At 70.2% G+C, this 13,029-nt stretch carries 13 protein-coding genes; 6 read left to right on the top strand and 7 right to left on the bottom strand.

Annotation, left to right across the window (positions count from 1 at the left end; genetic code table 11):
- Nucleotides 1-7 precede the first annotated feature (7 nt).
- A complete protein-coding gene (locus O3I_RS05250) occupies nucleotides 8-967 on the top strand; it encodes an oxygenase MpaB family protein (protein ID WP_014981854.1) in 960 nt (319 codons plus the stop codon).
- 63 nt (nucleotides 968-1,030) lie between these two features.
- On the opposite strand, the gene O3I_RS05245 is transcribed toward O3I_RS05250, so the two are convergent.
- Nucleotides 1,031-1,354, bottom strand: coding sequence for a DUF3017 domain-containing protein (locus O3I_RS05245; RefSeq protein ID WP_042263493.1), 324 nt, complete (start codon nucleotides 1,352-1,354; stop codon nucleotides 1,031-1,033).
- A gap of 149 nt (nucleotides 1,355-1,503) precedes the next feature.
- Here O3I_RS05245 and O3I_RS05240 point away from each other — a divergent pair, with 149 nt between their 5' ends.
- The 3 genes from O3I_RS05240 to O3I_RS05230 all read left to right on the top strand — a co-directional run bounded on the left by O3I_RS05240 (nucleotide 1,504) and on the right by O3I_RS05230 (nucleotide 3,060).
- A complete protein-coding gene (locus tag O3I_RS05240; protein ID WP_014981852.1) occupies nucleotides 1,504-2,055 on the top strand; it encodes a carboxymuconolactone decarboxylase family protein in 552 nt (183 codons plus the stop codon).
- A 75-nt stretch (nucleotides 2,056-2,130) separates the two neighbouring features.
- Nucleotides 2,131-2,550, top strand: coding sequence for a hypothetical protein (locus O3I_RS05235; RefSeq protein WP_141691986.1), 420 nt, complete (start codon nucleotides 2,131-2,133; stop codon nucleotides 2,548-2,550).
- 45 nt (nucleotides 2,551-2,595) lie between these two features.
- Nucleotides 2,596-3,060, top strand: a complete 465-nt coding sequence (locus tag O3I_RS05230) for a tRNA (cytidine(34)-2'-O)-methyltransferase (RefSeq protein WP_014981850.1) — start codon at nucleotides 2,596-2,598, stop codon at nucleotides 3,058-3,060.
- 6 nt (nucleotides 3,061-3,066) lie between these two features.
- On the opposite strand, the gene O3I_RS05225 is transcribed toward O3I_RS05230, so the two are convergent.
- From O3I_RS05225 to O3I_RS05210, 4 genes are all read right to left on the bottom strand, one after another.
- A complete protein-coding gene (locus O3I_RS05225) occupies nucleotides 3,067-3,297 on the bottom strand; it encodes a DUF167 domain-containing protein (protein WP_014981849.1) in 231 nt (76 codons plus the stop codon).
- A gap of 99 nt (nucleotides 3,298-3,396) precedes the next feature.
- The gene (locus tag O3I_RS05220) at nucleotides 3,397-4,659 is read right to left on the bottom strand and encodes a DUF4349 domain-containing protein (protein ID WP_041562423.1); all 1,263 of its coding nucleotides are present in this window, start codon (nucleotides 4,657-4,659) and stop codon (nucleotides 3,397-3,399) included.
- Nucleotides 4,660-4,753: 94 nt separating this feature from the next.
- Nucleotides 4,754-8,209 carry an error-prone DNA polymerase gene (locus tag O3I_RS05215; RefSeq protein WP_014981847.1) on the bottom strand — a complete coding sequence of 1,152 codons (3,456 nt, stop codon included), beginning with the start codon at nucleotides 8,207-8,209 and terminating at the stop codon, nucleotides 4,754-4,756.
- Between the two features lie 24 nt (nucleotides 8,210-8,233).
- Nucleotides 8,234-8,686 (bottom strand): hypothetical protein, encoded by a 453-nt coding sequence (locus O3I_RS05210; protein WP_029894997.1) that lies wholly within the window; start codon nucleotides 8,684-8,686, stop codon nucleotides 8,234-8,236.
- 155 nt (nucleotides 8,687-8,841) lie between these two features.
- Between O3I_RS05210 and O3I_RS05205 the strand changes: the two genes are divergently transcribed.
- Nucleotides 8,842-9,813, top strand: coding sequence for an SDR family NAD(P)-dependent oxidoreductase (locus O3I_RS05205; RefSeq protein WP_014981845.1), 972 nt, complete (start codon nucleotides 8,842-8,844; stop codon nucleotides 9,811-9,813).
- A gap of 19 nt (nucleotides 9,814-9,832) precedes the next feature.
- On the opposite strand, the gene O3I_RS05200 is transcribed toward O3I_RS05205, so the two are convergent.
- Entirely contained in the window at nucleotides 9,833-10,588 is a 756-nt protein-coding gene (locus tag O3I_RS05200; RefSeq protein WP_014981844.1) for an alpha/beta fold hydrolase, read from the bottom strand.
- Between the two features lie 146 nt (nucleotides 10,589-10,734).
- On the opposite strand from O3I_RS05200, the gene O3I_RS05195 reads away from it, so the two are divergent.
- Entirely contained in the window at nucleotides 10,735-11,439 is a 705-nt protein-coding gene (locus O3I_RS05195) for a class I SAM-dependent DNA methyltransferase (RefSeq protein ID WP_014981843.1), read from the top strand.
- Here the strand turns inward: O3I_RS05195 and O3I_RS05190 are convergent.
- Nucleotides 11,430-13,028 (bottom strand): DNA polymerase Y family protein, encoded by a 1,599-nt coding sequence (locus tag O3I_RS05190; RefSeq protein WP_041563404.1) that lies wholly within the window; start codon nucleotides 13,026-13,028, stop codon nucleotides 11,430-11,432. The two genes, O3I_RS05195 and O3I_RS05190, sit on opposite strands and share 10 nt — an antisense overlap.
- Between the last annotated feature and the right edge of the window lies 1 nt (nucleotide 13,029).

Here is a 13,029-nt window from a genome sequence, read left to right as displayed (position 1 = left end):
GCACGTGATGCACTTCGATCCGACCACCCTGCGCCGGGACGACTACGGGTTCTTCGGCCCCGATTCGCCCAGCTGGAAGATCTGGACCGCGCCGACCGCGGTGATCGGCTTCCAGCGGGCCGTGGTGCTCGAGCACTTCGACCCGTACCTCACCGCCGCCGTCGCCGACTCGCAGGGCATCTACAGCAACCCGCGCCGACGGCTCGACCACACCTTCTCCTACTTCCTGATCGCCGCGATCGCCGACGGTCGCACCGCCATCCAGGCGGCCGAACACCTGATGCAGGTGCACGCCCCGATGACGGGCATCGAACCGATCAGCGGCAACCGCTACAGCGCGAACAGCCCCGAGACCCAGCTGTGGATCCACATCACCGGCTGGCACTCGGTGCTCAAGGCCTACGAGGTATTCGGCCCCGGCCCGCTCTCGCCGGAAGAAGAGACCCGGTTCTGGCACGAGTGCGCCATCGCGGCCGAACTGCAGACCTGCAAGCCAGAGGATGTACCCCGTTCACGCGAGGAGGTACGCGCCTACTTCGAGCGGGTGCGCCCCCGCCTGTGCACCTCGGAACGCGCCGAAGAGGGCATGCACCACCTGCTGTGGACCTCGCCGCGCAACGGCGCCGGACTCGCGTATGCCCTTGGCAGCAGGCTGCTTTCGCTGGCCTCGGTGGCGACGCTGCCGAAGTGGATGCGCAAGCTCGGCCGCTTCGATCGCTGGGGCATCGTCGATCTCGCGGTGAAGATTCCCGCGAAGGTCCTGGTGTGGAGCTTCAGCCGATTCAATTCGTTCGGGCTGCTCGCCGCGGCGCCGTTCATCGCGCCGATGGCGGGACAGATCCTGAAGGAGCACATCAACGCCGCGCCGCCGACCTCGCCGGAAACCGTCACGCCGGCGCAGGCCCGCGCGCTCTACGGCAGTCGCGGCGCCCGGCCGGTACCGTCGCTCGTCGCGGAATCGGCCTGACCGGAAGGTATTTCACGGGATCCGCCCGCCGCGTCGAGGGGTGTGGCGCGGCGGGTCCCGCGCTCAGAAAACGCCGAGGGTGTTGATCGTCGCGGCGATGAAGACGATGGACGAGCCGAGCAGCGTCAGCGCGCCCACATCGAAAGGCTTGCTGCGCACCGCGAGCAGACCGACCCGCGCGGTCGGCAGGCACAGCCGGAAGGCGGCCGCGAGCAAAGTGGCCCCGCCGAAGAACAGGGCGCCGCGGCGCCAGCGATCCTGGGCCACGAACACGATCGCCACCAGGATGACCAGCGTGACGAGCACGAGCGGCAGATGGCAACGCAGGAACTGGGCTCCCGCGCCACCGGTCCGCTGATCCACTCTCGACCGCTCGGCACCTGTCACTCCCCGATTCTTACAGACCCGCATATCCCACGCCGCCACCGGCCGCGATGGCTACGTCGGGGCGGTCGCCACGTGGCGAGTCCCACCCTTGCCGGAAAATTACTACCGAGCGTAGTTTGAGAAGGGATCAGCGGCACAGAAGGTGGGCCATGCGAGCATTGACACGGATCGGGCATTACCTCCAGGCGATGCGCCAGGCCAAGCGGCACCGATCGGATCTGGTCGGCTGGCAGCTGCGCCGGCCGCAATTACTGTTCAGCACAGCGGTATTCGAGACCTCGCTGCTGTTCGCGAATCGACTGGACCCGAAACTCAAGGAACTGGCCGAACTGAAAACCGCGGGTCTGGTGAACTGCGAGTTCTGCCTGGACATCGGCTCCGCACTGGCCAGATCCGCGGGGCTGTCCGAACAGCAACTGCTGGACCTGCCGCGCTACCAGACCAGCTCCGCCTACACGGATTTGGAGAAGCTGGTCATCGCCTTCGCCGAAGCCATGACCGTCACGCCCGCGATCGGCATCGATGAATTGCGCGAATCCCTGCTCGTCCATCTGTCCAAAGCGCAGCTGGCCGAACTGGCCGTCACCATCGCCTGGGAGAATCAACGCGCCCGCGTCAATCAGGGGCTCGGCGTGCGCCCGACCGGCATGGCCGAAGGCGGCGTCTGCGCTCTGCCCGAACGGCCCGCCGCGGCCGAATAGTCGTGCGGTCGAATCGATTCGGTGCACCGCCCCGAAAAATGGGGGCGACGGCACGCGGGTGACATCATCTCGACCATGACTCGACGACTTTCCCTCCTCGCGCTGCTCGCCGTTCCGGCCGCGGCGCTGGCGCTGCCCGGCGCCACCGCCAACGCGATCCCCGGCCTCGACGCGCCGGTGATCGAAGAGGTCTTCTCGGTGTCGGGCACCGTGTCGGCGAAGTTCCACAACCCGAACAACGACGGCGTGTGCTGGATCTTCAACGCCAAGACCGGCGAAATCTTCGGCGGCAACAACCCGACCTCGTTCGCCACCGGCGACCACAAGATGGTGCAGACCTCGATCGGCAACGGCGGCCTGCCCGCCGGCCAGGTAATCGACGTCCGAGGCGCCTGCGCCTGGGAACGCCCCACCGGCCCGCACGACAACGTGACCGTCACCGACATCATCCCCGTCACCGTGGTCGGCAAACCCAGCACCGGCAGCTTCGGCTGACCCACCCGCGACCGGACGCAACCGGCACCTGATTGACTTGGGGGCGTGTTTCGTCTGATGTTTCATGAGCCCGCTATTCCTGGGAACACCGGGAATGCGATCCGGTTGGTGGCCGGGACCGGGTCCGAGCTGCATCTGGTCGAGCCGTTGGGGTTCGATCTGTCCGAGGCGAAGCTGCGGCGGGCCGGGTTGGATTACCACGACCTGGCCTCGGTGACGGTGCATCCGAGTCTGGCGGCGGCCTGGGCGGCGTTGCGGCCGGAGCGGGTGTTCGCGTTCACCACGCAGGCGACGACGCGCTACACCGAGGTCGCCTACCGCGCGGGCGACGTGCTGCTGTTCGGGACGGAGCCGACCGGGCTGCCGCCCGCGGTACTCGACGACCCGCAGGTGACGGCGCAGCTGCGGATTCCGATGCTGCCGGGCCGCCGCTCGATGAACCTGTCCAACGCGGCCGCGGTCACCGTGTACGAGGCGTGGCGGCAGCTCGGATTCCCGGACGGCGTGTAGCCCGGCTCAGCGGTCGATCTCGAACCGCTTGTGCCGGGAGGTCGCACCCGCCGCCAGGCGCACGGCGCTCTTCGGAACCCCGTAGTGCGCGGCGAGTAGTTCGATGGCGGCCTTGTTCGCTTTGCCCTCGACCGCGGGCGCGCGCACATACAGCTGCAAGGTCCCGTCGTCGAGGGTTTCGACGAGCGGGCCCTTGCGGCTGTTCGGTTTGATCGTGGCCCGGACGATGGTCGGCACCGCACCTCCCGCCGGTCGCCCATAATGGCTGGGCTCCAACAGTATTCAATGACTGAGCGGGTCCGCCCTCGATCTCGGACCCGCCCGGCCACAATATGCTCAGGACTCGGATTCCGCCGAACTTCCGGTGCCCGAAGGCTTCCCGGTGCCCGGAGGATTTCCGGTGCCCGGCGAAGTTCCAGTGCCCGGCGAAGTTCCAGTGCCCGGCGAAGTTCCAGTGCCCGGCGAAGTTCCAGTGCCCGGCGAAGTTCCAGTGCCCGGCGAAGTTCCAGTGCCCGGCGAAGTTCCAGTGCCCGGAGAGCGTCCACCGCCCGAAGAACCACTAGCGCCCGGAGCACTTCCCGTACCCGAAGAACCGCCGCTTCCCGAGGTTCCCTCGGCGCCCGGGGAGCTCGCTGAACCCACGGCACCGCCCGACCGCTCGGCACCCACCGCGACCGGCGCGGGCCGACTCGATTCCCCGTGCGCCGGACCATTCGCCCCGGTCTTGTTCCGTCGCAACACCGTTCGCACGATGCCCCACACCACGGCGGCGAGCACCACGAGGAACCCGAGCCACGGAATCGCCTTGCCGGTGAACACCACCGCGTCCTTCAGCCAATCCACCAGCGAGTTCCAGCCGTCGACGATGCCCTCCCAGAAGCTGTCGGCGCGCTCCTCGTCGACCTTCTTGGTCGTGGTGGTGATGTCGATCGAGAGGCTGGACAGCGCGACCTGGTCGTCGAGGTGGCGCTTCTGCGCGGTCAGGCTGTCCAGCTCGCCCTGCCGGCTGGACAGCGCCTGCTCGGCATTGAGCAGGTCGGCGGTGTTGGTCGCGTTCGCGATGAGCCCGCGCAGCCGCTCGACGGAGGCCTGCAGCGCCTTGATCCTGGCGTCCAGGTCTTCCCACTGCATGGTGACGTCGTCGCGATTGGTGCTCACCCGGGTGACCTTGCCGATGCCGCCGAGCCCGTCGATGAACGCGTCGGTCTTGTCCGCAGGCACCCGGACGGTGAGCGTAGCGCTGGCGTCGGTGTCGCCGGCGCCGGGTTGCTCGGTCCGGCTGTCGATCCGGCCGCCGACCTCGCGCACCCGATCGGCGATCTTGCCCGCCGCTTCGATCGGTTTGTCGGCGGTGATCTCCACGCTGCCGGTGACGATTTCCTTACGCGCCGAGGTGGTTTCGCCGCTCCCGGTGTTGTCCTTGCGCACGGGGCCCTGGTCGCGCAGCGCGGGCGGCGGCACGGCGGCGGGCGCGGGCGCCTCGGTGGCGTAGGTGGCGGGCCGGCCCGGTGGCGCGGACTTCTTCGCGTCGTCGGCACCGCAGCCGACGAGCAACGTGAGACCGAGCAGGCCGATGCACAGCACAGCAAGCTTCCGCATGATTCGCACAGTAACCCCTCAGGCTGCGGAAACGGCCCGACATAACGGTTCTCTAGAACGCTTCTAACAGTTCCTTAAAAGCCGCCGCCGCGGCTCAGCGGAAGTCCCGCGACTTCGAATCGACCCGCAGTTCCAGCCTGCGCAGGTGTTCGGCGACGACGGTGACCGCGCCCTCGGCGTTCTGTACCCGGCCCCGGATGAGCAGGGCGGGCGCGCTCTGGGCCAGGCGACGGTAGCGCGTCCACAGCCCGACCGAGCAGACGACGTTCACCATGCCGGTTTCGTCCTCCAGGTTCATGAAGGTGACACCGCCCGCGGTGGCGGGGCGCTGCCGATGGGTCACCGCGCCGCCCACCAGGACTCGCGAACCGTCCGGCACCGTGAGCAGATCGGCGGCGGGGACCACACCGAGCGCGTCGAGCCGCGGACGCAGGAATTCGGTGGGGTAGCTCCCCGGGGAGACCCCGGTGGCCCAGACATCGGCGGCGGCCGATTCGAGATCGCTCATGCCGGGCAGCACGGGCGCGGCGGTGGCGGCGCCGGTGCCGGGCAGGCGATCCGGACGTTCTCCCGCGGCGGCGCCCGCGGCCCACAGCGCTGCGCGCCGGGTGCTGCCCAGACTGCCGAGCGCACCCGCGGTGGCCAGCGATTCGGCTTGCGCGACAGTGAGTTCCACCCGCCCGGTCAGATCGAGGAAGCTGGTGTACGGCCGCTGTCCCCGGGCGGCGACGATCTTTTCGGCCACATCGGTGCCGATGTGCCGGACCGCCGCGAGACCGAGCCGGACCTCGGTGCCCCGGCGTTCGAGGGTGGGTTCGGCCCGGCTGGCATTGATGTCGGGGCCGTGCACCACCACCCCGTGCCTGCGGGCGTCGGCGACCAGCGATTGCGGCGAGTAGAAGCCCATCGGCTGGGCGCGCAGCAACCCGGCGCAGAACGCCGCCGGGTAGTGCAGTTTGAACCACGCCGAATAGAACACGATCGAGGCGAAGCTCTGCGAATGACTCTCGGGGAAGCCGAAATTGGCGAAGGCGTAGAGCTTTTCGTAGATGCGATCGGCGATCTCGCCCTCGATGCCGTGCAACTCGCGCATGCCTTGGTAGAGGCGCGCTTTGAGCCGCTCCATGCGTTCGGGCGACCGTTTGGACCCCATCGCGCGGCGCAGCTGATCGGCCTCGGTGGCGGTGAATCCCGCGACATCGACGGCCATCTGCATCAGCTGCTCCTGGAACAGCGGCACGCCGAGCGTCCGGGCCAGCGCGTTCTCCAGGGCCGGATGGTCGAAGTCCCAGTCCTCCAGTCCGTTGCGCCGCCGGATGTAGGGGTGCACCGAGCCGCCCTGGATCGGGCCGGGCCGGATCAGTGCCACCTCCACCACCAGGTCGTAGAACGTGCGGGGCCGCAGCCGGGGCAGCGTCGCCATCTGCGCGCGCGACTCCACCTGGAACACGCCCACCGAGTCTGCGCGCGAGAGCATCTCGTAGACGGCGGCCTCTTTCAGGTCGAGCTGGTGCAGTTCGACCACCTCGCCGGTGTGCTCACGCACCATGTCCATCATGTAGTGCAGCGCCGAGAGCATGCCGAGCCCGAGCAGGTCGAACTTCACCAGATCGATGGCGGCACAGTCGTCCTTGTCCCACTGCAGCACGCTGCGGCCGGGCATGCGCGCCCACTCCACCGGGCAGACGTCGGCGATCGGCCGGTCGCAGATCACCATGCCGCCGGAGTGGATGCCGAGATGCCGCGGAAGGCCTTCGATTTCGCCCGCCAACCGCAGCACTGCGGCGGGGATGTCGGTGTTCGCCTCCGCCTCGACGCCGGTCCACCTGCTCACCTGTTTACTCCAGGCGTCCTGCTGCCCTTGCGAAAAGCCCAGTGCGCGAGCGGCATCGCGCACCGCGGACTTGCCGCGGTAGGTGATCACATTGGCCACCTGGGCGGCGTACGCGCGGCCGTACTTGGCGTAGACGTGCTGGATGGCCTCCTCGCGGCGGTCGGACTCGATGTCGATATCGATATCGGGCGGGCCGTCGCGCTCCGGGGAGAGGAAGCGCTCGAACAGCAGAGTGTTGCCGACGGGATCGACGTTGGTGATGCCGATCGCGTAGCAGACGGCCGAGTTGGCCGCCGAACCCCGGCCCTGGCACAGGATGTCGTTGTCCCGGCAGAACTTGACGATGTCGTGCACCACCAGGAAGTAGCCGGGGAACTCCAGCTCCTCGATCACCGCCAGCTCGTGCTCGATCTGCTGGTAGGCCTTGGGATTTCGCTCCCGCGGTCCATAGCGCGCGGCCGCGCCCTCGAAGGCGAGCAGGCGCAGATAGGACGTCTCGTCGTGGTTCGGGGGCACGGTGAACGGCGGCAGTTTCGGCGCGATCAGCTTCAGGTCGAAGGCGCACTCGCGGGCGAGCAGGACCGCGTTGTGCACCGCCTGCGGGCACTCGGCGAACAGCCGCGCCATCTCCACGCCGGAGCGCAGGTGCGCGCCGCCGGTGGGCGCCAGCCAGCCCGCGATCTCGTCCAGACTCTGCCGCGCCCGGATCGCGGCCAGCGCCATGGCGCGACGACGCTGCCGCGGCGCGGCGAAATGTGCTCCGGTGGTGGCGATCACGGGCAGGCCGAGCCGATCGGCCAGCGCGAGCAGGTGCGCGTTGCGCTCGTCGTCCTCCGGGATGCCGTGGTGGGTGAGCTCCACGCTCACCCGGTCGGCGCCGAAACGTTCGGTCAGATCGCGCAGCGCGGCCTCGGCGTGCACGAGACGGGTGCTGCCCGAACGCAAGTCGTCCGCGAGCGCGCGGCGCAGGTGCCCTTTCCGGCAGCCGGTCAGGATCTGCCACTGGCCGCCCGCCGCCGCGGTGAGGGTGTCGAGGTCGTAGCGCAGGATGCCCTTCTCCCCCGCCGCCATGTGCGCGGCGGCGATCTCCCGGGAAAGGCGGCGGTAGCCCTCCTGACCGCGGGCCAGCACCAGCAGATGCGGTCCGGCGGGGTCGGGAGATCCGGTGCGCGGCACGGAATCCGGGGCATCGATGTGCCCGCTCCGGCCGGCGCCGTTCCCGTCCGGGTCCGGCGCGCCGAGCACACCGTCCGGGCCGATCGCCGAATCCCGTTGGCTGCCTGCCCGATCCGCGCCCTTGGTGCGCCGCCGCGGCGTCGGCCGTTCGGTACCGAGCGACAGCTCGGAGCCGAAGACGGTCGGCAGACCGAACTCCCTGGCTGCCTCGGCGAAGCGCACCGTGCCGTAGAACCCGTCGTGGTCGGTGAGCGCGATCGCCTCCAGGCCGAGGCGCACGGCCTCCTCCACCAGCTCTTCCGGCTGGCTCGCCCCGTCCAGGAAGCTGTAGGCCGAGTGCGCGTGCAGTTCCGCGTACGGCACCTGTGGCTCGCCGGCCGGCGCCACCGGCTCGGCCCGGTACTCGCCGCGTTTGCGGGACCAGGCCGGGCTGTCGCCGCCGTCGCCCGGATACATCGCGTCCGGGTTCGTGCGGCCGGGCCGGCCGGACAGCACGCGCTCCAGCTCCGTCCAGGTGGGCGGGCCGTTACTCCACCCCACCGCGCATCACCTCCTCGGGCGGGTTCAGCTCGACAGCGGTTCGGTCGAACCGCGGGCCAGCGCGGATTCGACGCGTTCGAGTTCGGACCGGATCAGCGCGCCGTACGCGTCGGCGGCGAGGACATCGAGGTGCCCGCGGGCGATGGTCAGCTGCATGCGCGCCGTATCGAAATCGCCGACGCGGCGATGGCTGTCGGCCAGGTTCAGATACAGCGACGGAAGGAAGCTGCGCAGCCCCTCGTCGAGCGGAATGCCGGGGCCGAACACCGCGGCCAGTGCCCGCCGATCCCAGAGCAGCGCGTCGGCTGCCGCGCCTTGCAGATCCGCCAGGTGATGCGCGATCACGCAGCGGTGCAAGGGATCACCGCCCTCACCGATCTCGTCCCACAACTTCTCCAGCGCCTGTCGCGCCGCCGCCGGGTTCCCGCCACCGAGCCGCACCGCGGCAAAGATGTCCGCCATCCGATCGTCCGCCATGCGCCGAGTATCGCACATATGTTCGATCGATTTCGAGGGGTTGTTCGACCCGTGTTCACCACCTCGACCGCCGCCCCGGAAAGTGATCAGCACCACTTGGCAGGTAAACTTACTTCGGAGTAAGTTCGTGCCAAACAACCTGCAAAGGAGCAGCGATGACCGAGGCCTCCGCTGACGCTGCCGGCGCACGTCGCCGCCGTAACCGTGATATCGCCGGACGGCATGTCCTGATCACCGGCGCCTCGTCCGGTATCGGCCGGGCGGCCGCGATCGCCGTCGCGGGCAAGGGCGCCACGGTGTTCCTGCTCGCGCGCCGCGCCGACGAACTCGCGAGCGTGGTCGAGGAGATCAAGGCCGCGGGCGGCAGCGCGTACGCCTACCAGTGCGACGTCACCGACTCCGACTCGGTCGATCACGCCGTGAAGACCATCCTCGACGAACACGGCCACGTCGACATGCTGGTGAACAACGCGGGCCGGTCGATCCGGCGCGCCATCCACCGCTCCACCGACCGGCTGCACGACTTCGAACGGACCATGGCGGTCAACTACTTCGGCGCGCTGCGGCTGACGCTGGCCCTGCTGCCGCAGATGCGCGAGCGCAAGTTCGGCCACATCGTCAACATCAGCAGCGCGGGCGTGCAGGTGGCGACGCCACGCTTCGCCGCTTACCTGGCCAGCAAGGCCGCGCTGGACAAATTCGCCGAGGTGGCCTCGGTGGAGACGATGGCCGACGGCGTCACCTTCACCACCATCCACATGCCGCTGGTGCGTACCCCGATGATCACCCCGAGCGGCGACCAGGGACCGTCCGAATCCCCCGAGTGGGCCGCGGCGACCATCGTGCGCGCGCTGACCGAACGCCCCAAGCGCATCGACGTGCCGCTGGGTACCTTCGCCGAATACGGCGCGCTGCTCACGCCCAAGTTCCGCGACCGGATCCTGCACCGCTACTACCGCGCCCTGCCGGACTCCCCCGCGGCCAAGGGCGAACAGGTGGAGGAGACCGAGGACAACGCCGAACCCGTGGTGTCCCCAGCGGAACCGCGTCCGCGCTCGGCGGCCCGCCGCGTCACCGGCACCGCCCTGCGCCGCGCGGCCCGCTGGGTGCCCGGCACCCACTGGTGAGCCGAGCCGCTCGACGAACTCAGGCGGCGAGGAACGGGTGCACGGCGGCGGCGAACTCGCGATAGCGGTCGCGGTGGATGCTGTGGCCACAGGTGAACGCGGTGACCGTGCAGTCGGGGACGGCGGTGCGCAGGAACTCGAGCTTCACCGGGTCGACCATGCCGCCGGGCCCGCCGCGCAGCACCAGCGTCGACGCGGTGATGTCGGCCAGCCGGTCCCACCACTCCGGGTTCGGCTTGCGGAACTGCTCGAGCGCGGTCCTGGTCATGGACCGGTCGAAGGCCAGCACCGCGCGCGGATGCCGGACCAGGCTCGAGGTGGCGTGCCAGAGTTCGGGCACGGTCGGGAAACGCCGGGTCAGGCGTAATTCCTCGGCACCGGACTGCAACGGCAGCGGGCATTCCTCGATGACCAGACGGCGCACCAGTTCGGGACGCTCCTGCGCGACGCAGGAGACGGCGTAGCCGCCCAGCGAATGGCCGACCAGATCCACCGAGGTCAGCTCCAGCCGCTCGCACAGGGCCAGCACATCGGCGCCGAACTCGTCGAACCGATACGACTCGGTGTGCGCGCTGCGGCCGTGGCCGCGCAGATCGGGGATGATCACCCGGCGACCCGCCTGCACCAGGGTCCGTGCGAACCGGTCCCAGGTGTGCCCGTCCCCGCCCATGCCGTGCACCAGCACCACGGGCACGCCGGAACCCGCGGTCGCCCCCGAGTCCCGGTAGGCGATCCGCACGTCACCGCATGCCAGCTCGGCCACCGTCAGATCCACGATCTTCGAGGGTACCGGGGTCGCGGCGGCCGGACCTGCGACTTGTCACCCGGATCACGTGCGCCGAGCGGCACAGATCCGCTCAGCCGACGGCGCCGGCGGGAAACTTCCTGGCGAAACCCGTTGTGCCGCGCAATACTCCGGGCATGCCGTCCTTCGCGGAGTACGACCGCCGAAACTATCCCACCGTCGACGTGGCCACCGGATACGACGGCTGGGCGCCGACGTACGAGAACACGGTCATGGACGAGATGGATATCGCGCTGCTGACTCGCCTGCGCCGCCCGGAGTGGGCCCGGGCGCGGCGGGCCGCCGACCTCGGCTGCGGGACCGGACGGACCGGCGCCTGGCTGCGCACCCAGGGCGTCGAAGAGATCGACGGGGTCGATGTGAGCACCCAGATGCTGAAGCGGGCCGCGCAGCGCGGCGCCCACAGCACGCTCACCACCGGCGACGTGCGCGACACCGGACTGCGCGGCGGGGCCTACGACCTGATCATCGCCTCGCTGGTCGACGAGCACCTGCCCGAGTTGGCGCCGTTCTACGCCGAGGCCTGGCGGCTCGCCGCACCCGGCGCGCGGTGCGTGCTGGTCAGCTTCCACCCCCAGTTCATGATGGTGACCGGCATGCCGACGCACTACACCCCGGCCGGCGGCGAACCGGTGGCGATCAGCACCAACCTGCATCTGCTCAGCGAGCACCTGACCGCGGCGCTGGACGCGGGCTGGGTGCTCACCGAATTCGCCGAGGCGCTGATCGACGAGGCCTGGCTGGCCGCGAAACCGAAGTGGGCGCACCTGCTGGGGCAGCCGTTCACCATGGCTTCGGTGTGGACCCGGCCTCAGTCGTAAAGCCCTTCCGCGCGCCAGTTCTCGTCGTAGTAGAGCAGCAGCAGCACCCGTACCTCGGCGGCCGCGCCGTCCAGCTGCACCTGGGCGCGGGCCGTGAAAGTGGCTGCGCCGTCAGCTTTTTCGGAGGCTTCCCACCAGCGCTCGTCCACCGGCCACGGTCCGGCCCACCCGGCCAGCTGCCACTGCCTGCTGCCCCAGCGCAGGCGGGACGGGTCGGCGCTGAACAACGCGCGTTCGGTGATCCGGATCGGCATGCCGTCGGCGTCCTCCAGGTGCACCACCGGGCGGTGCAGCAGGATCAGCGCGGGCGCGGGCTCCGGCAGCCGGCCGGGCCACGGCAGCGCCGGATCGGTGGCGGGCACGAGTTCGTCGCCCAGCGCGACCATGGTGACACGCTCGGTGGGGCCGCGTCCGCCGCTGAGCACGCCGACCCGCACCGCTTCCCCGCCGAGCAGGCCCTGCACCCGGATGAGCGCACGACGGGCCCGCTCGTCCTGTTCGCCCACGCCGCCCCACAGGCCGAGTTGCAGCGCGCCCGCGGCCACCACCTCGACCGGGTCCAGGCGCAGCCGGACGATCGGGGCGGTGGGCCGGTCCCGGTGGGTGAGCCAGCCGTCGAGCTGCCAGCGCACCCGGTCCGCGGTGCCCTCCGGGGTCAGCGGCTCCGCACAGCGCCAGATCCGGGAAAGCTCCTCCCCCGCTTCGGTTTCGGCGAAAATCGACAGCCGGGTACAGGCCAGTCCGGCGGCCGCGAGCGCGGCGTGCAGGCGGGTGGCGAGCAGGCGGCCCGCAAACGCGGCGGCGTCCACCCGCTCGATCGGCGGATCGCAGGGATACTCCACCGCCAGGTCTTTCGGCGGCTGCCGCGCGGCGGGCGGGCGCTCCGGCTCCGCGTTGGCGCTGCGGTGCGCGAGCACCGCGTCCGCGCCGAAGCGCGAGGCCACCTCGGCGGTGGCCAGCGCGGCGAAATCACCGATCCGGCGTAAACCCAAGCGGTGCAACAGATCCACCAGGTCGGTTCGCTCCGGGGCGGCCAAGCTCGGCTCGACCGCCAGCTCGTGTACCGGCAGCGGCGCCAGGAAGCGCGCGCCGTGCCCGGCGGGCACCAGCACGCCGCGGCGGGCGGCGATCACCGCCGTGGACACCTCGTCGGCGATGCCGACCTGCGCCTCCACTCCGGCGGCGGCCGCGGTGTCGACCAGTCGCTCGGCCGCCACCTCCTCGGAGCCGAAAAACCTTGCGGCACCCCGGGCCCCGAGCACCAGCAGACCCGGCCGCAACACCTCCACACCGGGCACCGTCTCGTCCACCGCCGCCACCACCGGCTCGAACAACCGCGCGTCCCGATCCGGATCCGCTTGGGCGAGAAACAGATCGGGGCAACGGGCCTGCGCCTCCCGGCGCTTGAGTCCGCGCCGCACCCCGTCGGTGCGCGCGACCGCCGAACACGCGACCACCCGGTTGGCGAACAGCACCGCCACCGGCCGCGTCGCGGGTATCCCGGCCGGCGCCGCCGCGGCGACCGCAGGCCAATCCGGGCACCACAACGCGAGCACCCGGGCCGGCTTTCCCGACTTCGGACGAATCATG

Source organism: Nocardia brasiliensis ATCC 700358, assembly GCF_000250675.2.
Lineage (GTDB): Bacteria > Actinomycetota > Actinomycetes > Mycobacteriales > Mycobacteriaceae > Nocardia > Nocardia brasiliensis_B.
The sequence above is the reverse complement of the archived record's forward strand: the minus strand, read 5'-3'. Positions and strand labels throughout refer to the sequence as shown.